14 protein-coding genes are annotated in these 22,412 nt (G+C 61.6%); 4 read left to right on the top strand and 10 right to left on the bottom strand.

Annotated features, from left to right (window positions below):
* Positions 1-106: 106 nt before the first annotated feature.
* Entirely contained in the window at positions 107-2,131 is a 2,025-nt protein-coding gene (gene rep, locus EGY12_RS07985; protein ID WP_048232355.1) for a DNA helicase Rep, read from the bottom strand.
* 109 nt (positions 2,132-2,240) lie between these two features.
* Here rep and ppiC point away from each other — a divergent pair, with 109 nt between their 5' ends.
* The gene (gene ppiC, locus EGY12_RS07980; protein WP_004934175.1) at positions 2,241-2,522 is read left to right on the top strand and encodes a peptidylprolyl isomerase PpiC; all 282 of its coding nucleotides are present in this window, start codon (positions 2,241-2,243) and stop codon (positions 2,520-2,522) included.
* Between the two features lie 25 nt (positions 2,523-2,547).
* On the opposite strand, the gene EGY12_RS07975 is transcribed toward ppiC, so the two are convergent.
* From EGY12_RS07975 to bcsR, 9 genes are all read right to left on the bottom strand, one after another.
* Positions 2,548-4,050, bottom strand: a complete 1,503-nt coding sequence (locus EGY12_RS07975; RefSeq protein WP_060424235.1) for a pitrilysin family protein — start codon at positions 4,048-4,050, stop codon at positions 2,548-2,550.
* Between the two features lie 260 nt (positions 4,051-4,310).
* Positions 4,311-5,597, bottom strand: a complete 1,287-nt coding sequence (locus EGY12_RS07970) for a dicarboxylate/amino acid:cation symporter (protein WP_049198196.1) — start codon at positions 5,595-5,597, stop codon at positions 4,311-4,313.
* Between the two features lie 273 nt (positions 5,598-5,870).
* Complete coding sequence (gene hmsP, locus EGY12_RS07965; protein WP_123893082.1) at positions 5,871-7,877, bottom strand: biofilm formation regulator HmsP; 2,007 nt, start codon at positions 7,875-7,877, stop codon at positions 5,871-5,873.
* A gap of 228 nt (positions 7,878-8,105) precedes the next feature.
* A complete protein-coding gene (gene bcsC, locus EGY12_RS07960; RefSeq protein WP_123893081.1) occupies positions 8,106-11,579 on the bottom strand; it encodes a cellulose synthase complex outer membrane protein BcsC in 3,474 nt (1,157 codons plus the stop codon).
* Positions 11,561-12,673, bottom strand: coding sequence for a cellulose synthase complex periplasmic endoglucanase BcsZ (gene bcsZ, locus EGY12_RS07955; RefSeq protein WP_123893080.1), 1,113 nt, complete (start codon positions 12,671-12,673; stop codon positions 11,561-11,563). Before bcsZ ends, bcsC begins: the two co-directional genes overlap by 19 nt.
* 5 nt (positions 12,674-12,678) lie before the next feature.
* Positions 12,679-14,985, bottom strand: coding sequence for a cellulose biosynthesis cyclic di-GMP-binding regulatory protein BcsB (gene bcsB, locus EGY12_RS07950; protein ID WP_123893079.1), 2,307 nt, complete (start codon positions 14,983-14,985; stop codon positions 12,679-12,681).
* A 62-nt stretch (positions 14,986-15,047) separates the two neighbouring features.
* Complete coding sequence (gene bcsA, locus EGY12_RS07945; protein ID WP_123893078.1) at positions 15,048-17,651, bottom strand: UDP-forming cellulose synthase catalytic subunit; 2,604 nt, start codon at positions 17,649-17,651, stop codon at positions 15,048-15,050.
* The gene (gene bcsQ, locus EGY12_RS07940; RefSeq protein ID WP_123893077.1) at positions 17,648-18,388 is read right to left on the bottom strand and encodes a cellulose biosynthesis protein BcsQ; all 741 of its coding nucleotides are present in this window, start codon (positions 18,386-18,388) and stop codon (positions 17,648-17,650) included. Before bcsQ ends, bcsA begins: the two co-directional genes overlap by 4 nt.
* Positions 18,389-18,391: 3 nt before the next feature.
* Positions 18,392-18,583, bottom strand: coding sequence for a cellulose biosynthesis protein BcsR (bcsR, locus tag EGY12_RS07935; protein ID WP_123893076.1), 192 nt, complete (start codon positions 18,581-18,583; stop codon positions 18,392-18,394).
* A gap of 189 nt (positions 18,584-18,772) precedes the next feature.
* Here bcsR and bcsE point away from each other — a divergent pair, with 189 nt between their 5' ends.
* From bcsE to bcsG, 3 genes are read left to right on the top strand one after another with little or no spacing between them, the layout of a single operon-like run.
* Positions 18,773-20,341: a cellulose biosynthesis protein BcsE gene (gene bcsE / locus EGY12_RS07930; RefSeq protein WP_123893075.1), complete on the top strand. Its 1,569-nt coding sequence runs from the start codon at positions 18,773-18,775 to the stop codon at positions 20,339-20,341.
* Complete coding sequence (gene bcsF, locus EGY12_RS07925) at positions 20,328-20,531, top strand: cellulose biosynthesis protein BcsF (RefSeq protein WP_123893074.1); 204 nt, start codon at positions 20,328-20,330, stop codon at positions 20,529-20,531. The genes bcsE and bcsF overlap by 14 nt, the downstream gene beginning before the upstream one ends.
* On the top strand, positions 20,528-22,183 hold the full coding sequence (gene bcsG, locus EGY12_RS07920) for a cellulose biosynthesis protein BcsG (protein WP_123893073.1): 1,656 nt from the start codon (positions 20,528-20,530) through the stop codon (positions 22,181-22,183). The genes bcsF and bcsG overlap by 4 nt, the downstream gene beginning before the upstream one ends.
* The last annotated feature ends 229 nt before the right edge of the window (positions 22,184-22,412 follow it).

Raw genomic sequence — 22,412 nt, 5'->3', positions numbered from 1 at the left:
AGCATATAAAAATAAGGAAAATCAATTCATTGATTTTCGGCTGATAACCACAAAGGAGGAAAAACCACGCTTTTTCCTCCTTTGTCAGTAATCTAGCCCTGTTTTTTTAATTCCCACCTTTGGCCTTGGCCAGCTGGGCGCGGATATTGGCCAGATGGCTCTGCCCCTTCTGCATCCGCTCCTGCGGGCTCACCACTTTGCGCTCGGTTTCCCACGCCAAATCATCCTGCGGCAGTTCCAGCAGGAAGCGGCTCGGCTCCGGCCGCACCAGCTCACCGTACTGACGGCGCTCGCGGCACAGGGTGAAAATCAGCTCTTTTTGCGCGCGGGTGATCCCCACATAGGCCAGACGCCGCTCTTCATCGACATTATCTTCATCGATGCTGCTCTGGTGCGGCAGCAGGCCCTCTTCCATGCCCACCAGGAACACGTAGGGGAACTCCAGCCCCTTGGAGGCATGCAGCGTCATCAGCTGTACCTGATCCAACTCTTCTTCGCTTTCACCGCGCTCCATCATGTCGCGCAGGGTGAAGCGCGTCACCACCTGGGTCAGCGTCATCGGCTCGTCCAAATCGTTGCCTTCCAGCATCTCTGTCATCCAGCCGAACAGCGTGTTGACGTTCTTCATCCGCATTTCGGCAGCCTTCGGGCTGGTCGAGGTTTCAAACAGCCAGCTCTCATAATCCACGCCACGGATCAGATCGCGCACCGCCGCCACCGGCTCACGCTCCGCCTGCTGGGCGATGCCGCCGAGCCAGTGGGTAAAGCGCTGCAATGACTCCAGCCCGCGCCCGGTCAAGTGCTGGCTCAGCCCCAGATCGAAACTGGCGTGGAATAAACTCTTGTTGCGCTGGTTGGCCCATTCGCCGAGTTTCTGCAGCGTCGCCGGGCCGATCTCGCGCTTGGGGGTATTGACGATGCGCAGGAAGGCGCTGTCGTCGTCCGGGTTGGTCAGCACGCGCAGGTAGGCCAGCAGATCCTTGATCTCTGGGCGAGAGAAGAACGACGTACCGCCGGAAATCTTGTACGGGATACGGTTCTGCATCAGCATCTTTTCAAACACCCGCGACTGGTGGTTGCCACGGTACAGGATCGCATAATCGCCGTAGTTGGTCTTTTTCACGAAGTGGTGGGCGATCAGCTCCCCCACCACCCGCTCGGCTTCATGATCCTCGTTGTTGGCGGTCACCACCTTCAGTTCTTCGCCATACCCCAACTCGGAAAACAGCCGTTTTTCAAACACGTGCGGGTTATTGGCGATCAGAATGTTGGCCGCCTTCAGGATGCGTTCGCTGGAACGGTAGTTTTGCTCCAGCTTAATCACCTGCAGCGCCGGGAAATCTTCCTTCAGCAGCACCAGGTTCTGCGGCCGCGCGCCGCGCCAGGAGTAGATCGACTGGTCATCGTCGCCCACCACGGTAAAGCGCGCGCGGTTGCCCACCAACAGTTTCACCAGCTCGTACTGGCTGGTGTTGGTATCCTGGTATTCATCTACCAGCAGATAGCGGATGCGCTGCTGCCAGCGCTCGCGCACCTCTTCATTGCGTTGCAGCAACAGCGTCGGCAACAGGATCAGGTCGTCGAAGTCCAGCACGTTGCACGCCCGCATATGGGCGTGATACAGGCCGTAGCAGTGGGCGAACAGCTTGTCGCGCTCCGAGCGCGCCAGCTCCGCCGCCCGCTGAGGATCGATCAGGTCGTTTTTCCAGTTGGAGATGGTCGAGATCAGCTGCGCCACCAGCGTTTTGTCGCTTTCCAGCCACTTTTCGGTCAGCTCTTTCAACAGCGCCAACTGATCCTGGTCATCGAACAGCGAGAAGTTGGATTTCATCCCCAACGCCACATATTCCCGTTTGATGATCTCCAGCCCCAGGGTATGGAAGGTGGAAATCATCAGCCCACGCGCCTCTTTACGCCCCAGGGTTTGCGACACGCGCTCTTTCATCTCGCGTGCGGCCTTGTTGGTAAAGGTCACGGCGGCGATGTGCCGCGCCTGATAGCCGCAATGATGGATCAGGTGGGCTATCTTGTTGGTGATAACGCGCGTCTTGCCGGAACCGGCACCGGCCAACACCAGGCAGGGCCCGGTAACGAATTCGACGGCTTGTTGTTGGCTGGGGTTTAATCGCATGGTGCTGGCTTGCTCGACTGTAAAACGTGGAAGGGAATTGTAGCAGAAAGCGCCGATGAGATTTAGCGGGTATAATCAGCGCAATTTTCGCATCGACAAAGGCATTACCATGGCAAAAACGGCGTGCGCCCTGCACATTCTGGTAGACAATGAAAAGCTGGCCAACGAGCTGCTGGCCAAGCTGAAGCGCGGCGTCAGCTTCGACACGCTGGCGCGCAAATACTCGAGCTGCCCGTCAAAACGCAACGGCGGCTCGCTGGGCGAATTCAACAAGGGCGCGATGGTGCCGGCGTTCGATAAAGCGGTGTTCAGCATCCCGCTGCTCAAACCTTACGGCCCGGTCAAAACCCAGTTCGGTTACCACATCATCAAAGTGCTGTACCGCAACTGAGGGGGCCTGAGCCCCCTGCTGCGAATTATTGCGCGCCGGCGTCCGTCGCCGGCGCAGCCACCGCGGTGTCGGCCGGCTTGGCTTCTTCCGTCACCACCGCCGGCGCCGGCATCATGATGCCGTCATAGGTTTCCTGCAGCTGCTTCATGCTCATTTCCGGCTCGCCCTTCGGCTGCATCAGCACCAGCGTTGCCTCCTGAGAAAGCTGCAGCTTCAGCGCCTGATTCAGCGTCTCCAGCGTCAGGCTGGACAGGAACTCCTGGCGCAGCTTCTGATATAGCTCCGGCGCGATATCCACCACCCCGCTCTGCTGCGACCGCAGGCGCTGGCTCATCAGCACGTCGGTGTCGGTGCGGGCGTAGGTCGCGAACAGCTTGCTCAGCTGATCGTTTTTCTGCGCCAGCAGCGCATCGAATTCCTCTTTGGACAGGCCGTTGTCACGCACGTTGGCCAGCTCGCGGGCGATAAAGCCCAGGCTACCGTTCAGGTTGTTGTTCGGCGTATCCAGATGGATGGCACACTGCCCACGCTGATACTGCACACGGCAGTCAAAGCCCAGATGCAGGTTCTTCTGGTCGCTTTTTTCCAGCGTCTGCTGGAGATGCCAGAACAGCGCCTCGCGGGCAAGATCGCCACGCCAGTAGCGGAGCAGACTCTGCGAATCGCGAATCGGGTGCCACGGCGAATCCCACATGATAGACAGCGTATCCTGCTTCACCTGCTCGCTGATCAGGCTTACCGGCTGCTGCGGCAGCGGAGTGAGCGTCGGCATCGGGGCCGGGGTTTCACGTTTTCCCTGCAGCGGCGAGAACGCCTTGTTGATCTGTTCACCCAGGCTGCGGCTGTCCACCTTACCGACCACGAACAGCGTCATGGCGTCCGGGGTATACCACTGTTGATAGAATTTCTTCAGCTGCTCGAGATTGACCGGCCGTTTCGCCGGCTGCGCCGGATCGTGCGCCAGCAGCGTCGAGCCTTTCAGGCGGTACCGCCACCAAGCGTCTTTGGTATTGGGCGGGAAAGTGCCGACCGGATTGATGCTGGAATTCATCACCGCGTGCACCGTATGCTCGTCGATCGCCAGTTTGCCGGTGGTGTCCGCCAGCCAGGCCAGCGCTTCCTTCAACAGGTCGGGTCGGTTGTTCGGCAGGCTCAGGTTATACATGGTGAAATCATACGAGATGATAGCCGGCGGCAACGGCCGCTCGTTATCCACGCTCTGTTGCCACAGGGCGCGCAGCTGCGGCGCGGTGAAGCTTTCGCTGCGCGCCAACGCCAGCCGCGGCAGCAGGTGGGCGAAGCCGGTCTGCTGCGAAGACTCCACCAGGGAGCCGGTATTGACGATCAACCGCAGCTCCACGCGGTCGCTTGGCCGCTGCGGCGTATCGAGAATCTGCCATGAAAACCCGTTGGCCAGCGACCCCTGCTGCCAGGCAGGATCGGGTTGTAGTGCTTCAGCCTGCACGCTGCTACTGGCTGCAGCCAATAGCAGCCCACCAACTATAAGATGAATTCTGGTGCCCTGCATGTGAACCCCTACTTAATGACTATCCAATTTCTTATGCAAATGCGTGTATTCCATTCAATGGAATCATAAAAATACGCCCTGAGTTTCACAGTGGGGCGGAAAGCAGAAAGTGTACCATCGTGTTAGACCGCGCGCCTTTGCGGATGTCACTCATTAGAGTGAAAAATAATAGATAGCGGGGTTTTTAATGCAAGAAATCGTTACGAGGCAGGGGGTTTCCCTTACCGGCCGCGGCTGCGGCCGGTAAGGTGCCGCCAATATCAAGCGGAAGGCAGCGTTTTGTCCGCGCCGGCGTTTTTGTTGTTCAGCGTGTCTTTCAGCTGTTTCTCATCCAGTTGGTCGCACCACTTCGCCACCACCACGGTCGCCACCCCGTTGCCCACCAGGTTGGTCAGCGCGCGGGCTTCCGACATGAAGCGGTCGATGCCGAGGATCAGCGCCAGACCGGCCAACGGCAGATGGCCGACGGCGGAGATGGTGGCGGCCAGCACGATAAAGCCGCTGCCGGTCACGCCCGCCGCCCCTTTGGAGGAGAGCAATAGCACCACCAGCAGGGTAACCTGATGCATGATGTCCATGTGGGTATTGGTCGCCTGCGCGATGAACACCGCGGCCATGGTCAGGTAGATAGACGTGCCGTCCAGGTTAAAGGAGTACCCGGTCGGGATCACAAGTCCCACCACCGATTTCTTGCAGCCCAGCTTCTCCATTTTATCCAGCATGCGCGGCAGCGCGGACTCTGACGATGAGGTCCCCAGCACGATCAGCAGCTCTTCTTTGATGTAGTTGACGAATTTGAAGATGCTGAAGCCATTGGCGCGGGCGATGCTGCCCAACACCACCACTACGAACAGGATACAGGTGATATAGAAGCACACGATCAGCTGACCAAGTTGCACCAGGGTGCCGACGCCGTATTTACCGATGGTAAACGCCATGGCGCCAAAGGCTCCCAGCGGGGCCAGGCGCATGATCATGTTGATGATGCCGAAGATCACCCGCGAGAAGCTGTCGATCACGTTAAAGATCAGCTGCCCCTTCTCGCCCAGACGATGCAGCGCGAAACCGAACAACACCGCGAACAGCAGCACCTGAAGAATGTTGCCGCTGGCGAACGCGCCGATCACGCTGCCGGGGATGATATCCAGCAGGAACGGGATGATACCCTGCTGCTGCGCCTGCTCGGCATAGACCGCTACCGCTTTGGCGTCCAGCGTGCCGGGATCGACGTTCATGCCGGCGCCCGGTTGCACCAGGTTGACGATCACCAGACCGATAATCAGCGCGATGGTGCTGACGATTTCAAAATACAGCAGTGCGATGGCGCCGGTGCGGCCCACCGCCTTCATGCTTTCCATGCCGGCGATGCCGGTCACCACGGTGCAGAAGATCACCGGGGCGATAATCATCTTGATCAGTTTGACGAAGCCATCGCCCAGAGGTTTCATCTCGGCGCCGAGGTCAGGATAGAAATGGCCAAGCAGGATGCCCAGCGTGATCGCCGTCAGCACCTGAAAATAGAGGCTCTTAAAGATCGTTGTTTTCATATGAACATCCTATGGGGGGAAGACACGCACCAGGCAGCAGTCTAAAAATCCAGCCTGTTCATTGCTTGCGCGGAAAATAACACCCACTTAACAACATGGAAATAATTTGTTGCACCCACCCCGCGGAGTTGATGTGAATTTAAGAGCTGAAACGCGTCAGTCTGGATGCAAAACTGAAAATTGCGTAAGCCTTTGTTTGCACTAACGCAAAAGAGGTAGATGGAGAGTAGCGATTTTCGGACGGGGAAAAGTACCGGAAAGGTAAGACGGCGCTTACGGCGCCGCGCGGCAAAACTCGGCTTCGAACGCTTCGCGCGGCAGCGGCCGGGCGAACAGGAACCCTTGCCCGCTGCGAATGCCGTGCTGCAGCAGCCAGTCGCGCTGCTCGGCGTTTTCCACGCCTTCGGCCATCACCGGCAACGCCAGCACTTCGGAGATCGAACTGACGATGCGCACCATCGCATCGTCGGCCGGCAACCCCTGAATGAAGCTGCGGTCGATTTTAATCAAATCGATCGGCAGGGATTTCAAACGGTTCAGGTATTCAAGGCTGGAGTAGCCCATGCCGAAATCGTCCAGCGCGATCGACAGTCCCAGATCGTGCAGCTCACGCAGCAACGCCAGCGCGCGGTCGAGATCGTCGATGCGTACCGTCTCGGTAATCTCCAGCAGCAACTTGCGCGGGTCGATCCGATACTGCGCCAACAGATTTTTCAGATGCGGAACGAACGCCTCGTCCTGCATCTGAAGACCGGAAACGTTGACCGCCAGCGGCAGCTCAATGCCGCGTTGCTGCCAGTCCGCCAGGATACGGCAAGACTCTTCCAGCACCCAGTTGCCGAGGGGCACGATCACACCCAGCTCTTCCGCGAGCGGGATAACGTCGGCCGGCAGCGTATAGCTGCCGTCATACTGCTGCCACCGTAGCAGCGCTTCGGCGCCGATCACCTCGTTGGACTGCATGTCGATCTGCGGCTGCAGGAACAGCGTGAAATACCGCTGCTCGATGGCGTGCAAAATCTCGCTCTCCTGCGTCAGCCGCTTCTGCGTGCGTTCCGTCAGGCTGGGTTCGAAGAACAGGATCTGATTTTTGCCTTCGCGGTGCGCAGACATCATCGCCGAGGTGGCGCTGCGCAGCAGTTGTTCCGCACTTTCCCCCTGATTGAGGTAGTGCGCGATGCCGATGCTGGCGTTGGGCCGCAGCGCCAGCCCTTCCAGCGTCAACGGCGCGTTAATCTCCGCCATGATGCGCCGCGCCAGCTGCATGGCGTGGAACGGCCGCTCGGTGCCTTTGGCCAGGATGGCGAATTCGGTATTGCTCAGCTGCGCCAGCACGCCGTTTTCGTCAATGCAGCCGCGCAGCTTCTTCGCCAGCGCCAACAGCAACGCTTCGCGCATCGCCGGGCTCATCACGCCCGAGGCCTCATGCAGCGTCTCGATGCCGATCACCAGCAGGTTAAAACGCTCGGGGCGCAGGCTGGAAGCGATATGCTGTTCCAGCAACGCGTTCAGCAACGCCGGATTCGGCAGTTCGGTCACCGGATGGCGGGTGCTGAGGCGGCTCATGTCGGCATGCGCCTTGGCCAGCGTCTGTTGATTGCGGTTATAGTTGCGCACCAGCAGGCCGAGCTCGTCATCCTGGTGCAGCGCCGGCAGCATCAGCTGATGGTAGGGCGCTTCGTCCTGCGAGATGTTTTCCAGCTCCTTGGCCATCGCGCGCAGCGGATGCACCATCAGCCGGTTCATGCACCAGGTGATAGCCACCGACAGGATCAGCGCCAGCAGCAGGTAGGTCGACAACATGGTCGACAAAATGCTGAGGATAAATTGGTACATGCGGAACGAATCGGCCTGCAGCACCAGATAGGCCAGCGGCTGCTGGTTGGCCGGCACCCGCTCCAGCGAATAGAGCGGTACGGAAATTTGGATCGGCAGTTCAAATAGCCGGGCGATCAGCGTCGGTACCGGTCGTTCCGGCGGGAAATTGGCGTGCAGCGCCTGAAACTCGTTCGGCAATACGATATCCGCCCGGCTCAGAATGCCGACCGGCAACAGCGTGTTCAGTACCTTTTTGGCTTCCGGCACGTCCATACGCAGCACCGCTTCCGCCAGCGGCTGACGCACGGAGTGAGCGATATTCTCCAGTTGTTGGGCGTAGTCATCCCTGCGCTGCTGCACAAAGTGGAATAACTGGATCACGATAAAGATACAGATCGTGACCAGCGCCACGCCGGACACTGTCGCCATCTGCTTAATCGTTAACGAACGCCTGACCCGCAAACCTGCTCTCCGTTAAATCGGGCTGAAACAAAAAGGGGGCTGACTCTCACCCGCCCCCTCGAACCGGGCTGAGTATACTCGATCATCGGCTGTTTTTATCTGGCTATGCCGCAGGCAAAACCAAGAAAATCGCGGGTTTCAGTCTTTTCCTAAAGCGAACAAACGCGACCCGGACACAGGGTAACAAAACTCCCTGGTGTCCGACACTCCGAATCTTCCCCCTCCCGGTTACTTGAAGTCGGCGTAAGGCGTCAACGGCTGCGGCGGCAAATCGAGATCCCCCTGCCAGCCGGCCAGAGAATAACGCAGATAAATCAACGCGTGGCTCGGCGTATAGTCCTTCGCCTGCTGAATGTCGATGCCGGCACCGAGCGTCCAGTGCGAGCTGAGACGGCGCTCGACGATCGCCCGCAGGGTATAACCGACGCCGCTCGAGGAGCTGCCGTCCTCGACGGCGAACTTATCGGGCAGTGAATCCGGGATCAACCCCTGCAGCGGATAGCGGCGCTGGCTGTCGGTTTTCGAATGGGACAGCGAAACTGAACCGCCCAGCTCCCACGACCAGTTCTCGGTGCGCTGGCGATAGTTGACCGGCAGCGATAGTGACATATATTGCTGCGGGCTGTAATAGCCGCCCTGTCCCAGCGAATAGCCGCTCAAATCCTTCTGATAGTGCCACAGCATGGTATTGAGCCCGACGCTCAGGCGGCGATTGTCTTCGTTGATCAGCTTGTAGTAGTAGCCGGCCATCAACCGCTGTCGTTGGTTGTCCGCCACGTTCTTGCCGGTAATCTGGTGCGCGCTGAGATCGGCCCATACGCCGTTCGCCTCGCCGCGATCGTAGCTGGCGCTCAGGCTGACGCCGGTGGCGCGCACGCCGCCCCAGGTGGTGCCGGTATTCGGATCTTTGGCGCCGCCGAACGCCAGCAGCGAGCTGGAGATCGGCCGTCGCGAAGCCGCCAGCGTCCAGCCGATATGGTTCCAGTCACCGCTGTAGGCCAGGCCGCCTGTCCAGTCGACCACCTCGAAGCCCATCGGCGTCGTGCCGATATCGGCGGCCCAGCGATCGTTTTTCCAGCCGGCCGCCACGCTGGTGCCAGTGGTTTTCTGATGTTCATCGCCGCGGCACCCTTGCGTGTGGCAGGTGCCGAAGGTCTCGTAATAGTTGCCGCTGCCGTCGGTCGAAAAACGGCCGGCATCCAGCTGCACGGTGTCGGTACGCAAGAAAGCGCGGCCGTCATACAGCGGCATGTCTACCTGCAGCATGGTGTCGTGCGCATTGAAGTCGGAAATGCCGCCGGTGCCGCTCGAGCGCCAGTAATCGTGGTCAAGCGTGACGTTCACGTCTTGTTGCCGGTACAGATCCGCGGCGTCGGAACGGATGCCGCGTTTCAGCCAGTCGTCGCCCGGGTTATTGCGCGTCAGAGAGGTGTAGGTGTCATTGTCCTGCGGCAGCGTCGGCGTGATGCCGCTGGCCACCATCGCCTGGCGGTAATCCTGCTGCGCTCGCTCCGGCTGCCGCTGCACCCGTTCCAGACGGGCGGCGTCGCGGTAGATCAGCGCTTTGGTCTGCCCTACGGGCTCCGAGGCCGCCGCCGTTTTCAGCCGATCGAAGAGCGCTTCGGCCTGCTGCGGATCGCCGACCGCACCCCAGGCGTTGGCGACCCGCCGTTGGCTGTTGAGCGAAGCGTCTTGCGGCTGCGGTTCGGTTTTCAGCCGCTGGCGCGCCGCTTCCAGATCCCCTTGCGCGACATAGGCTTCGATCTCGCCCAGCTGCGCATCCGGATTGTTCGGTTCGCGCCGTTTCACCCGCTGATAATCGTCCAGCGCCGCCGCATACTCCCCGCGCGCCAGCGCCCAGTCGGCCAACAGCAAATCGATGCGGGTGTCCGCCGGCTGTCGGCGCAGATAGGCTTCCGCTGCCGGTTCGTCGCCGGCCGCCCGCAGCCGTTCGGCATGATCGATCACAGTCTGCATTTTCAGCCGCTGCGCCAGTTCGCGCATGTTGTCGTTCCATTGCGCAGCGGGCAGCGCATTAAGCTGCGCCAGCGCCTGGTCGTCGCGATCGCTGCCGGAAAGGTAGAGCGCATAGGCATAGGCCAACTGCGGATTGGTACGCTGACGCTGCGCCAGCTGCCGGAACAAAGCGTCCGCCTGCTGCGGCTGCCCGGCCTGGCGCAGCGCCTGCGCATAGCGATAGGTTAGCCAAACGTCGTCGGGATCCATCGGCTGGGCGCGGCGATAGATTTCCGCCGCCTGCTGCCACTGCTGCTGCGCCGCCAGCGCCTCCGCCTGTTGTTTCAACATATCGAGCCGCAGCCCGTCGAGGGTACTACGCAGCTTGGCCTGTTGGCTGCGCGGCAGGCCATTGAGGAAAGCCAGCGATTTTTCCGGCGACTGCCGTTGATAGAGATTCACCAGGCCGCGCAGCGCGCTGCCGTTGCCGGGATCGCGCCGCAGCGCCTGCTGGTAAAACCCTTCCGCCGCAGCGTCATCCTTGCTCGCCACCGCCACATCGCCCAGCCCGATAAACGCGTCGCCGTCGCTGTCGTCGAGCTGGCGCGCCTGCTGGTATTTCTGCCTGGCCAGCGCAAGATTGCCGGCTTTCAGCGCCTTGTCGCCTTCGTCGATCGCCAGCCAGTAGCTGGTGCTCTTGATCAGGCTTTGCCACTTGCCGCTGTCGTAGCCGTTCTTGTCGGCGGCCAGCGCCTGGCGGAACAGTTTCAGCGCCTGCGGGCGGTTGCCGGCGCGCGAATAGGCCTGACCAAGCGCGCCCAGCACCTCGGCGTCGTTCGGCGTCGCCGCCAGCGCCTTTTGCAACTCCGGAATGGCCGCCCGGCTGCCACCTTTATCCACCCGCGCCAGGCCACGCACCCGCGCCTGATACGCCGGATCGGCCAAGAGTTTCTGCTGTCTGGCCAGCTCTTCACGGGCGCTGGTCGCCTGATCGCCGGTGTCGAACACACCGAGGAAACGGTTGAGTGCCGCCACGCTCTGCGCGCTGACCGGCATCGCTTTGACCTTGTCCAGCCACAGATCGGCGGCATCGCCGCGCCCGGCCGGATCGGCGGCGATCTTCTGCAGCAGCTCATAGGCCTGCGCATCCTGGTTCTGGCTGAACAGCATGCGCGCCAGCGACATGCGCAGCGCCACGTTGCCGGAATATTGCTGGTCCAGCGCCTGCAGCTGCTTCAACGCCTTCGCCTCCTGCCCCGGCAAACGCGCCACCAGCCGCCAATATTCCACCGCTAGCTCGAGCGTCGGCGGCTCGCCGTGGAACAGCGCATCGTACTGCGCCTTGGCCTCCGGCAACCGGCCGGCGGTCGCCATCAGGCGGGCCTGCTGCAACTTTTGCCGGGTTTCCGGCTGGGTCAACAGCATGTTCATTTCCGCCTGGCGATAGGCGCTGGACTGCGGCGCGAGGGTTTTCAGCTTGTCCAACTGCTGCTGCGCCAGCGCCATGTTGCCCTGCCGCAGCGCCAAACGCATGCGCGCGGCGATCACGTCCGGGTTGTTCGGATCCATCAGCTCAAGCCGGTACAACGACTGGCGCACCAGATCGTCCTTGTTGCCGGCCTCGCCAATGCGCACCTGCTCCAACAGCCACTGTTCCGGCGCCACGGCCTCCGCGGCACGCGCCTGCGGCAGCATCGCCAAACTCAGCGGAATCAAATTCAGCCAGTTTATTTTGAAGTTGTGCATTGGCCGTCCCACGAGGGTTGCAATTCACCCTGACGATTAAAGCGATAGCGTTGTTGATCCCACCCCTGACCGAACAGCGTCAGCGAGGCACTGAAATAGGCGTCGTCACCCGGCGGATGTTCGCTGATGCGTTGCCGCTGCGCTGCCAGCGCCTCGGGCTGCGTCGCCAACATCGGCAGCATCGAGGCGGAAAAACCGACCGGGCCATCGCCGGTAGTTTTGCCGCTGACGGTATCGGTTTTTTCCGGCGGAACGCCCTGTTTGGCGGTGAGCTGCGCCATCGGCTGGAAGCGTTCGAGCAGCGCCGCCTTGTGTTCATCGTCGTCCGCCAGCATGCCGGCCCACAGATAAACCCGAATGGCGTCGTAGCTGCCGACGTTCGGCTTGACGGTATCCGGCTGCCAGCCGGCGCCGACCCGCCACACCACCCAGTCCGGCGAGAAACCGTGCGGCGCGGTGTCCAGCCACAGCCGCTGATTGACCTGGCGCATCGCGCGCCACGGGCCGTTCAGCGCCGCAAAACGCGCCAACAGCTGCGGCGGCAGGTAGCTGGGGTTCAACCGCCAACGATCTTCTGCCACGAATCCGACTTTGCCCGGCAACAGCATCAAACCCAGGCCGGGAATGTCGGCCACTTCCTCGCGGCCGATGCGTTGCAGCAGCAGCGTCCCCAGGGTTTGATAACGCCGGCTTTTCCACAGACGGCCGGCTTCGAGCAGGTTGTAAGCGATCCACAGATCGGCATCCGACGCCGAGTTGGCGTCCAGCACCTTCCACTGCTTGTCGTCGCTCTCGCCCCACAGCCAGGCGGGCAAACGGGCGCTGAGATCGCCCGCCGCCAGGTTGTTCTCCGTCCAGGTCAACAGCAGATCGAAGGTCGGCCGGTCGTTGGCCACCAGGGCGAAGAACAGGCCGTAACTTTGCCCCTCGGAGGTGGTGATCTTGTTCGGGCTGCTCGGATCGATCACTCGTCCCTGCGGGCTAATGTAGAACTGTTTGTACTGTTGCCAACCCGGCCAGTCGCAGGCCGCCGCCGCGCTGAACGCGCACAGCAGCAGCATGCCGAGCGACAGGCGTTGCAGCATCGCGCCCATCGCCGTCAATCCCGATCTTCAGGCGCCAAACGACGCCGGCTGAAGGCCTTCAGGCCGCGCCACAGCATCAGCCCCAGGATCACCACCAACACCACCGCGATCACTGCCAGCAGTACCGGATGGGTGGAGAGGGCATACCACAACCGCTCCCACCACGGCAGATGGCCGACATAGTAAATATCGCCGACGCGCAGGCTGTTGACCCCCGATTCGCGGATCACCGCCACCGAGCCGAACACAGCGGCGCGCTTGCCGCTGTCCAGCAAGGCGTCGTTCAGCAGCTCATAGCCGCGCGGGCTGTCGGCCAACAGCGCTACGATGCTGCGCTGGTCGTTGAACGGCGACTGCACGCCGATGATCGCCGACATCGCGCCTTCTGAACTGACGGTGGTCTTGCTGTCCGGCCGGGTATCCTCCGCCCGCACTTCCGCGCTGGGCAGCGGCGGCTGCCGCGTCGGCTGTTTCACCCAGCTTTGTGTCGCGTCCACCAGCAGGCTGATTTTCTTGTCGTCGCGCAACTCCGGCGGAATGGTGCCGACCATCAGGATATCGTCGTCGCGATCCTTGGCCTGCGACCAGTCGTCGCTCAGCGTGAAGGCCAGTGCCGGATAACCGGTTTGCGCGCCGATCACGCCCAGCGCGTTCAGCAGCGCGCTGACCTGCGCCGGCTGCGGTTTCTGGTTCACCAACACCAGCGTTTGCGACAGATCTGCCAGGCGGCTGAACGGGAATCCGGCGTTAGCGAAGGCGCGCAGATCCGGCATTGCCATAAAGTGTCGGTAGCCGGAGAAATCGATGGTGGAAGCACCGTCGATCACCGCATGGTTCTGTGTGAAGGAGTAGGTTTCGCAGCGCCCTTCCGCGCCGCTGGCCAGCAGCGTGGTGTAGTCAAAGTCAAAGCGCAGCTGGTTGGTGGCACCCAGTCGCAGCGCCGGGATATTGACGTTCTTGTCGGAGTCGAGCAGCCCCTGCGTCAACGGCAGGCGCAGCAGCTGCGCGCCCTGCTCGTGTTCCGGCACCAGCGAGTACGCCTGCACGAACTGATTGTTCAGGCTGACGCTCAGCCGCGAGCCGTCCTGAATGCGCGGCGCGGTATAACGGTATTTCAGATGCATGTCGATGCCGGTGCTGCGGATCAGGAACAGGTCCGGCGGCAGATTCATGGTCAGCGAGATCGGGCCAGGCTCGATGCCGCTGGTTTGCAGCTGTTCGGCGTATTGCTGCAGTTCGCCGAAGGTCATCGGCCGATCGGTGCGCACCCAGTTCGGCGCGTCGTAAGGCTGCCGCGGCGCCAGCTGCTCCACCTTGTCCACCGTCACGTTCTGCCCGCGGAACAGGATGTTGCCTTGCGCGATACCCTTCACCGCAGTGATCAAATCATTATCGTCACGCCCCTGAATCAGCAGCAGTTTGACGTACGGATTGTCGGGGTGGCTGATCATCTCCACCGTCGGGCCGTTGACCGCCGGATAATCGCGCAGGAAATCCGGACGCTGCTGGTTGGTGGCGAACACCACCGCGTGCTGCGTCGGCAGCGCGTTGTACAGCGTCGGGAAGGATTGCCCGCGCCACTGCGCCTTGCTGCCGAACCAGGAAGCCAAAATGCCCGCCGCGCGCTGCTGGGCCAGATCCGGCTCGCCGGCGAACACCATCGGCAACGTCAGCGGCCGATTATCGCGTCTGTCGAAGAATGGCTCAGGGAAATGCGACAGCTCGTTTTTCACCGGCAGCGTCTGGAAACGCAGCTTCAGCGCGCTGGATTTGCTGACGTCGAGCCACAGCGAAGTGCTGGCCGGGTTTTCGCAGATGTTCTGATAATGGCCGACGAACACCAGTCTGACACGGTTAAAATCGGTGATATAACGCGGATCGATCGCCATTTGGATACGATTGGGCTTGCCCAGCTGCTCCTTGGCGATGGTGGTCACCCCCATCAGCTCGTCGTTCAGGTAAATCTTGACGTGCGACTCCACCGGGATCAGCGCCGGCGACGGCGTAAATTCCATATCAAGCATCGCCTGCGAGACCACCTCATCGCTGCGTACGCCGAATTCGATCTGCCCGTCCGGCCGGGTGCCGCGCAGAATAAAGGTGCCCGGCGGCGGCGCTATCTGCGCAAACGGCAGCGACACGTCGCGCACCGGCGCATTCGGATCCTGCGGTACGGCGGCCGGCGGTGGTGCGGTCGCCGTATCGGCCGCGGCGGCGATCGGCGGCTGGGCCGCCACGGTCGGCGCGGTGGCGGTTTCGGCCTGCGACAGGGTGCTGATGCCTAAGGCCAGAGCAGTTAACCAGGTTATTTTTCTCGTCATCGTATCATCATCAATGTTGGAGCCTGTTCACCGGGCGAGTGAGCGGGCGGTTGAACTCGCAGCTAACCCACTGTTTCTTGTTGACCCAAGGTCGGATCCCTGCCGACGCCGCGCGGAATAAACGACACTACCCAGGCGGTCAGCGAAGTGACCCCGACCAGCAGACCGCGCACCAGCGGCGGCGCGTAATCCGCCATGCGCACATACCCTCGGAAACCCAGCGCCAGCACGTCGCGCAAGCTTTCTATCGGCCGGTCTTCAGGGAACCCGTCCTGCCACAGCGCCCAGGTATCGGCGCGGGCGAAGGTGCACTGAATGAAATCGATGTGTTCACGGGTGGAGAGGTCGACCAGGCGCACCCCCACCTTGTTGCCAAAGGCGCGCGTCACCACGCAGGGGAAGCTGTACTCTTGCTGGCCGCGCTTGAGCAGCAGCGAGAGTTTGTCGCCGTCCTTCAACGCGTTTTCCACCCGCATCTCAATGCCCACGCCGCCGTCGGAGTAATCGCGCAGCGTGCAGGGATACAGATGACCGTCGGCGCGCGCGATCGCCGCCGGCATGGCGATTTCCACGCGGTGCGCCTGACGCACCTGCTTGGCCTCCACCGCCACCGCCACCGCGCCGCCGAGAATCGTCATGTTGTACAGCACCCACACCAGGCTGATGATCACCGTCATCACCTCGTCCGTCGGGCCATAGGCCAACCGCCAGACGCCAAACGCCAACCCCGCCAGGTTCAGGACCACCAGGAACATGTAAGGCCGGGTGATCACCCAGTCGACGTGTTCCTCCTCCACCAGCCCGCCCTTGGCGGTGACGTTGAATTTGCCCTTGTGCGGATTGAACAACGCCACCGTCGTCGGCCGCGCGATATACCAGGCCAGCACCGTTTCATAGATTTCGCTCCAGAACGAATGGCGGTATTTCCCCTGGATACGCGAGTTGGTCAGGCTGGCGTGGATCATGTGCGGCAACACATAAAGCGCGATCGCCAGCGCCGGTGCGAAGATGATGTAGGCATGCAGCAGCAAAAACGCCAGCGGCGCGGTGAGGAAGATCAGTCGCGGAATGCCCGACAGGAAGTGCAGCATGGCGTTGGCGTAGCACAGACGCTGCGCCAGCTTCAGCCCCTTGCCGAGCAGCGGGTTATCCAGCCGGAAGATCTGCACCATGCCGCGCGCCCAGCGAATACGCTGGCCAATGTGCGCCGACAGGCTTTCGGTCGCCAACCCGGCGGCCTGCGGAATGCGGATATAGGCCGAGGTGTGCCCGCGCCGGTGCAAACGCAGCGAGGTATGGGCGTCTTCGGTGACGGTTTCCACCGCGATGCCGCCTATCTCGTCCAGCGCGCTGCGGCGCAGGATGGCGCAAGAGCCGCAGAAGAAGGTGGCGTCCCACATGTCGTTGCCGTCTTGCACCAGCCCGTAGAACAAGGTGCCCTCGTTGGGCGTCTGGCGGAAGCGGCCGAGGTTGCGCTCGAACGGATCCGGCGAGAAGAAGTGGTGCGGGGTCTGCAGCATCGCCAGCTTTTTGTCTTTGAAGAACCAGCCCATGGTCAGCTGCAGGAAGGAGCGCGTCGGCACGTGGTCGCAGTCGAAAATCGCCACGAACTCGCCGGTAGCCTGCTTCAGCGCATTGTTGATGTTGCCGGCCTTGGCGTGTTCGTGGGTCGGCCTGGCGATGTATTTCACCCCCACTTCGGCGGCGAACGCGCGGAATTCGGGGCGGTTGCCGTCATCGAGGATATAGATGTTCACCTTCTCTTTCGGCCAGTCGATGCCCAGCGCCGCGTAGATGGTGGGCTTCACCACCCCGAGATCTTCGTTGTAGGTCGGCACCATCAGATCGATGGTCGGCCAGGTGGCGCTGTCGGCGGGCAGCGGCACCGGCTGGCGGTTAAGCGGCCAGACGGTCTGGAAATAGCCCAGCACCAGCACCACCCAGGCGTAGGTTTCTGCCACCAGCAGCAACAGGCCACACACCAGGCTAAGCGGATCGTCCCAGTTCAGCGTGGCGGTATAGCGCCACCACAGGTAGCGACAGGATACGGTCAGCGACAGCACGATCAGCATCAACCCCGGCAAGCGCCCCGGCACCCGACGCACCACCATCGCGATCCCCCACAGCAGCAGGACAAACACGAACTGCGCCGGCAGATCGAACGGTTGCGAGATGCACAGCATGGCGAGGATCGCCGCCAGCACGCTGACCAGAATAAACAGCGCGCGCCGCATGCCGCGGCTCATGCGGCCGAGGCGCTCCACCGAGCGCTGCTCAACGCCGGCGTTCTTCAGCCGTTGCGGCAGGTCCTGCAGCCAGTCGGCATAGCGCTGCTGCAGGCGGCGCCAACCGGCGAAATAATCGCGCTGCACCGGCGCGCGGCCGCTGCGAAACAGCAGCAGCCACAGCCCCTGCAGCAGATAACGCAGCGCATCCGCCGGGCGCGGGCGTTCAGCGGACAGATGCGGGAACCAATAAGCGCGGCCGGCGCGTACGCGCTGCCAGGCCGGCGATTCGAAGCGCAGCAGCAGCCAGCCCAACGCCACCAACAACGTGGTGAAAAAGGCGGTCAACACCGACGCACCGTTGCGGCGATAGCCGCGATAGCGCGCCTGCACAGCCTGACGCACCGGCGGCACCAGCAGCAGGCTCAGCACCCGGCTCATGGCGCAACGCCCCGTTTGAGGTTGATCAGGCACCAGTTGGCCAGCGTCAGCACTTCATCCGCCGCCAGACTCTCGGGGCGGTACTCGCCCAACGGCTGTTTGACCGCCAGCGCTTCCGCCAACGCTTCGTCGCGATGGATCACCACCGGCAGCAGACCGCTCAGGGTTTGCAGCCACAGCTGATGCAGATCCTGCTGCAGCTGGCTGGCGGAGGAGTAGTGATTGACCAGGAAACGGCAGTCGTTCGGCAGCGTCTGCTGATGGAGCCGTACCTGGCAGTTGGCATCGGGGTTCAACAGCACGAACACGCTGTCGGCAAGCTGCAGCGCCTGCTGCGCCAAAACGCCGTCCCCGACCGGGACATCCAGCAGGATCCAGCGCTGCGGATCGCCGGCGATCAGTTGGCGCACATTGTCGCGCCAGCGTTCCGGCTGTTGCTGACACTGACGCTGTACTTCCAGCCGTTCCGCCGCATTCAGACGGCCAAAGGGCAGAAAGTCGAGGTTTTCGCAATAACGCAGTGCGCCTTCCTGCCAGCGTCCGCCGTCCTGTTCCGCGCGGGCCCAGCCGCGCGCCAGCTCGAACGGCGTGTTGAAATGCAGGCGCAGCAGATTATCCGGCGTGAAATCGATCGCCAACACCGACTCACCCAGCTGCTGCAACGCCCAGGCGAGCGCCGCCGTGACCGACGTCGTCCCCATTCCACCCCGCAACCCTTGCAGCGCGATCACCGGCATAGATCAGTGGCTCCCCGTGGTCTGCGCCAATTCGGCCAACAGTGGCCAGCGCGTCATCATTTGCGTTAACCGCTCCTGCCGCGAAATATCGACATAGCTTAATTTCGGCAATGAAAAAGCCTGGCTGAGCGCCTGCAGGTCATCCTGGCTCTCCCCAGGCACCGCTGCACGAAAATGGGTGGGTGCGTCATTCATTCTTCCGCCTCGGCGAAAATAGGCTATGTTAATTAACTATAGCAACGATATAAAAAGAGAGAGGCAATAAGATGATTCTCAACAAATATTGTTGCTGAGCGTCGGAGATTTGTTATTGCCAGAGTAAAAATGGCTATCTTTAAATATAAACGCCTTTAGTCGGCTTTCAACGAAAGTAGAACACATCCTATGGCGCACTCTTTTTCTCTAGGCATTCGGCAGATTTGGGAAGAGCTGTCGGTGATGCAGGCCCCCGGGCTTTATTGGATCAATATCGACAGGCAAAGCGACGCCGCGCTGCTGTGTCGCCAGGCCATCGCCGCCCAGCCGGCCACCAACAAAGTCGCCCTGATCTGCAGCGGCGACAAGCCCGATCGCTTGCTGGCCGAGCTGGCTTCGCCTGCTTTGCAGAAGCTGCCGCTCTATCAATTACCAGAGAAAAAAGCCGCGCTGACGCAGCTGAGCGACGATCTGATGCGCGCCCTGCGGCCGCAAAATCGCTTACTTATCCTGCTGGCCCACGCCAGCCTGTGGCAAACCTTCACCACCGAAGAGCTGCGCGAGTGGACCCGAACCCTCGCCGCCTGGCTGCGGCGACAGGGGTGTACGCTATTGATCCTCAGCCACGGCGGCGGCATCAATAAGCTCAAAGGGCAGCTCAGCGCGCAGCATCGCATCCTGAACGGCCTGTCCAGCCTGCAATGGCAGCAGGACAGCGCGCAATACCTGGTGAACTGGTGGAGCACCGAAAACGGCATCAACGCCAATCAGCTGCTGACGCTGTACGCCGCGGAAGGCGGCTGGCAGGGCGAAGATGAAAATAGCCAACCCTCTCCCACCGCTTTGCGCAGCGACGAAGGCCTGTATCTGGCCGAGCGCAGCATCCTGGAAGGCGCGCCACCGCTGTCCGCCAACTGGCAGCTGCTGGAGAGCAACGACGAACTGGCGCAACACGGCATGCTGAGACTCTCGGCGACGTTGATTTTCGCGCTGTACCAAAGCGACCAAATCGATCACCTGGCGCACCAGATCCACACCCTGCGCCGCAGCCGCGGCAGCGGCCTGAAAATCGCGGTGCGCGAGATGAGCGCCAGTCTGCGCTACAGCGATGAACGGCTGCTGCTGGCTTGCGGCGCCAACCTGATCGTGCCGCACGTCGCGCCGCTGTCGCGTTTTCTGACCATGCTCGAGGGCATACAGGGGCAGCGTTTCTCGCGCCATGTGCCCGCCGACATCGGTGCGTTGCTGGCCGGCTTGCGCCCGCTGCAGCTCAAAGGCTATATGCGGCCGGAACCGTTCAGCCAGGCGGTGCTGTCGCTGATGGGCAACACGCTGCTGCCCGAGGACGGCAAAGGCGTGATGGTGGCGCTGCGACCGGCCACCGGCCTGCGCGCCGAACAGGCGATGACCCTTTGCCACCTGCGGCGCTTCGGCGACGTGATGACCGTGGTGCAGGGGCGGCTGGTGCTGTTCCTCTCCACCTGCCGCATCAACGATTTGGATACGGCGCTGAAGTTCATCTTCCGCCTGCCGGTGGATGAAGCCTTCAGCAATCGGGTGGTGTGGCACCAGGACGTCGATATCATTTCGGAAATCAAACGCATGGCCCAGGGGCGCTGGCAGATTTCGGCTACCGGCACCGCCGGCGCCGCACCGCGCCCCAGCGCGGCGGCTGCCGAGGTACCCACAGAACGGCGGCAGCCGGTCGCCTTCACGCTGCCGCTCGGCCCGCAGGAGGAACCGCATGCTGAACCTTAACGACATCCTGCAACTGATCCTGCTGTGCGCGCTGATCTTCATTCCGCTGGGCTACGCCTTTCACCGGCGTTTTCCGCATTTGCGTCAATACTGGCAAAACCTGTTGTTATCGCCGCGCTATTTGAAATCCGCCGGTTTGTGGGTGCGCACAGGCTCCTCATCTCAGATTAAACGTAAGAAGCAGCCATGAATCCAAACTCGAAGACGCAATCCGATAACGCTCTGTGGCGCTACTGGCGCGGGCTGGGCGGCTGGAACCTCTACTTCCTGGCCAAATTCGCCCTGCTGTGGTTCGGCTACCTGAATTTCCACGCGCTGCCGAACCTGGTGTTCATGGCATTTCTGCTGATGCCGATCCCGTCGCAGCGCCTGCACCGCTGGCGCCATTACCTCGCTATCCCGATCGGCATCGCGCTGTTCTACCACGACACCTGGCTGCCGGGCATCAACAGCATTCTCAGCCAGGGCTCGCAGCTGGCCGGCTTCAGCGCCCAATATCTGCTGGAGCTGATCAACCGCTTTATCAACTGGCAGATGGTCGGCGCGGCCTTCGTGTTGCTTATCGCCTACCTGTTCGTCGCGCAGTGGGTGCGCGTGACGGTGTTCACCGTGGCGGCGCTGGTGTGGCTCAATATCGTCAACGTCGCCGGGCCGGCGGTCTCACTGCTGCCCGCCACCTCCACGGCCTCGGCCGGCGGCGCCAATACGCCGGCCACGTCGGCGCCGGCGGCCGGGGACGCGGCGCCGGCAGACAGCCTGCCGCCGACCAGCGCCAACCTGACGGCCTACCTGAACCAGTTCTACGAGCGGGAAAAGGGCCGCGCCACCGCATTCCCGGCCACTTTGCCCGCCGACGCCCAGCCGTTCGATCTGCTGGTGATCAACATCTGTTCGCTGGCCTGGGCCGATATGGAAGCGGTCAACCTGCAGAATCACCCGCTGTGGTCGAAAATGGACATCATGTTCGACAGCTTCAACTCGGCCACCGCCTACAGTGGCCCGGCGGCCATCCGCCTGCTGCGCGCCAGCTGCGGCCAGCTTTCGCATCACGATCTGTATCAACCGGTGAACCAGCAGTGTTACCTGTTCGACAACCTGGCGAAGCTCGGCTTCAAGGAACAGCTGATGCTCGATCACTCCGGGGTGTTCGGCAACTTCCTGAAAGAGCTGCGTGAACAGGGCGACATGCAGGCACCGCTGATGTCACAGGCCGGCATCGGCAATGAGCTGACGTCGTTCGACGGCGAGCCGATTTATAACGATCTCGAATTGCTGACCCGCTGGCTGGAGCAGCAGCAAAAAGGCGGTGACGGCCGCACCGCCACCTTCTTCAACATCATTCCGCTGCACGACGGCAACCGCTTCGTCGGCTCCAACAAGAGCGCCGACTATCAGCCGCGTGCGCAGAAGCTGTTCGATCAGCTGAACACCTTCCTCGACCAGTTGGAGAAATCCGGCCGCAAAGTGGTGGTGGTGATCGTGCCGGAGCACGGCGCGGCGTTGGTGGGCGACAAAATGCAGATGTCCGGCCTGCGCGATATTCCCAGCCCGAACATCACCCATACGCCGGTCGGCATCAAACTGGTGGGCATGAAGGCGCCGCATCAGGGCAGCCCGCTGCAAATCAAAACGCCGAGCAGCTACCTGGCGCTGTCTGAACTGGTGTCGCGCCTGGTGGACGGCAAGGTCTTCAGCGAGCCCAGCGTCGACTGGCAGGCGCTGACCCAGGGGCTGCCGCAGACCCCGGTCATCTCCGAAAACGACAACGCCATCGTGATGCAGTATCAGGGCAAGCCCTACATTCGCCTGAACGGCGGTGACTGGGTGCCTTATCCGCAATAAGCGCGGCCTCATCCACCCAAAGCACGCCGCGGCGTGCTTTTTTATTGGTTTTTCATAATAAAAATAGCGAAGCCGCTCGACCGACAGAATGTTATTAACAACAAACCGTTAAATTCTATTATTATTCTCATACGAAGATTCTTAAAAAAATAACCCCCTTTCGGAATGACGTTAAGAACATAATTTAAAAGATGGGCTGTCGCGATCGTTGCTGACTAACCTATTGATT

Source organism: Serratia sp. FDAARGOS_506, from assembly GCF_003812745.1.
GTDB lineage: Bacteria > Pseudomonadota > Gammaproteobacteria > Enterobacterales > Enterobacteriaceae > Serratia.
Note: the sequence above shows the minus strand (reverse complement) of the source record. Positions and strands in the feature narration are given on the sequence as shown.

Bases quoted from the DNA above. Each gene is read 5' to 3' on its own strand.
- bcsR (WP_123893076.1), bottom strand. From the start codon at position 18,583: ATGAATGACGCACCCACCCATTTTCGTGCAGCGGTGCCTGGGGAGAGC.
- bcsG (WP_123893073.1), top strand. From the start codon at position 20,528: ATGAATCCAAACTCGAAGACGCAATCCGATAACGCTCTGTGGCGCTAC.
- bcsC (WP_123893081.1), bottom strand. From the start codon at position 11,579: ATGCACAACTTCAAAATAAACTGGCTGAATTTGATTCCGCTGAGTTTG.
- bcsB (WP_123893079.1), bottom strand. From the start codon at position 14,985: ATGACGAGAAAAATAACCTGGTTAACTGCTCTGGCCTTAGGCATCAGC.
- rep (WP_048232355.1), bottom strand. From the start codon at position 2,131: ATGCGATTAAACCCCAGCCAACAACAAGCCGTCGAATTCGTTACCGGG.
- ppiC (WP_004934175.1), top strand. From the start codon at position 2,241: ATGGCAAAAACGGCGTGCGCCCTGCACATTCTGGTAGACAATGAAAAG.
- EGY12_RS07970 (WP_049198196.1), bottom strand. From the start codon at position 5,597: ATGAAAACAACGATCTTTAAGAGCCTCTATTTTCAGGTGCTGACGGCG.
- bcsF (WP_123893074.1), top strand. From the start codon at position 20,328: ATGCTGAACCTTAACGACATCCTGCAACTGATCCTGCTGTGCGCGCTG.
- bcsQ (WP_123893077.1), bottom strand. From the start codon at position 18,388: ATGCCGGTGATCGCGCTGCAAGGGTTGCGGGGTGGAATGGGGACGACG.
- bcsE (WP_123893075.1), top strand. From the start codon at position 18,773: ATGGCGCACTCTTTTTCTCTAGGCATTCGGCAGATTTGGGAAGAGCTG.
- EGY12_RS07975 (WP_060424235.1), bottom strand. From the start codon at position 4,050: ATGCAGGGCACCAGAATTCATCTTATAGTTGGTGGGCTGCTATTGGCT.
- bcsA (WP_123893078.1), bottom strand. From the start codon at position 17,651: ATGAGCCGGGTGCTGAGCCTGCTGCTGGTGCCGCCGGTGCGTCAGGCT.
- bcsZ (WP_123893080.1), bottom strand. From the start codon at position 12,673: ATGGGCGCGATGCTGCAACGCCTGTCGCTCGGCATGCTGCTGCTGTGC.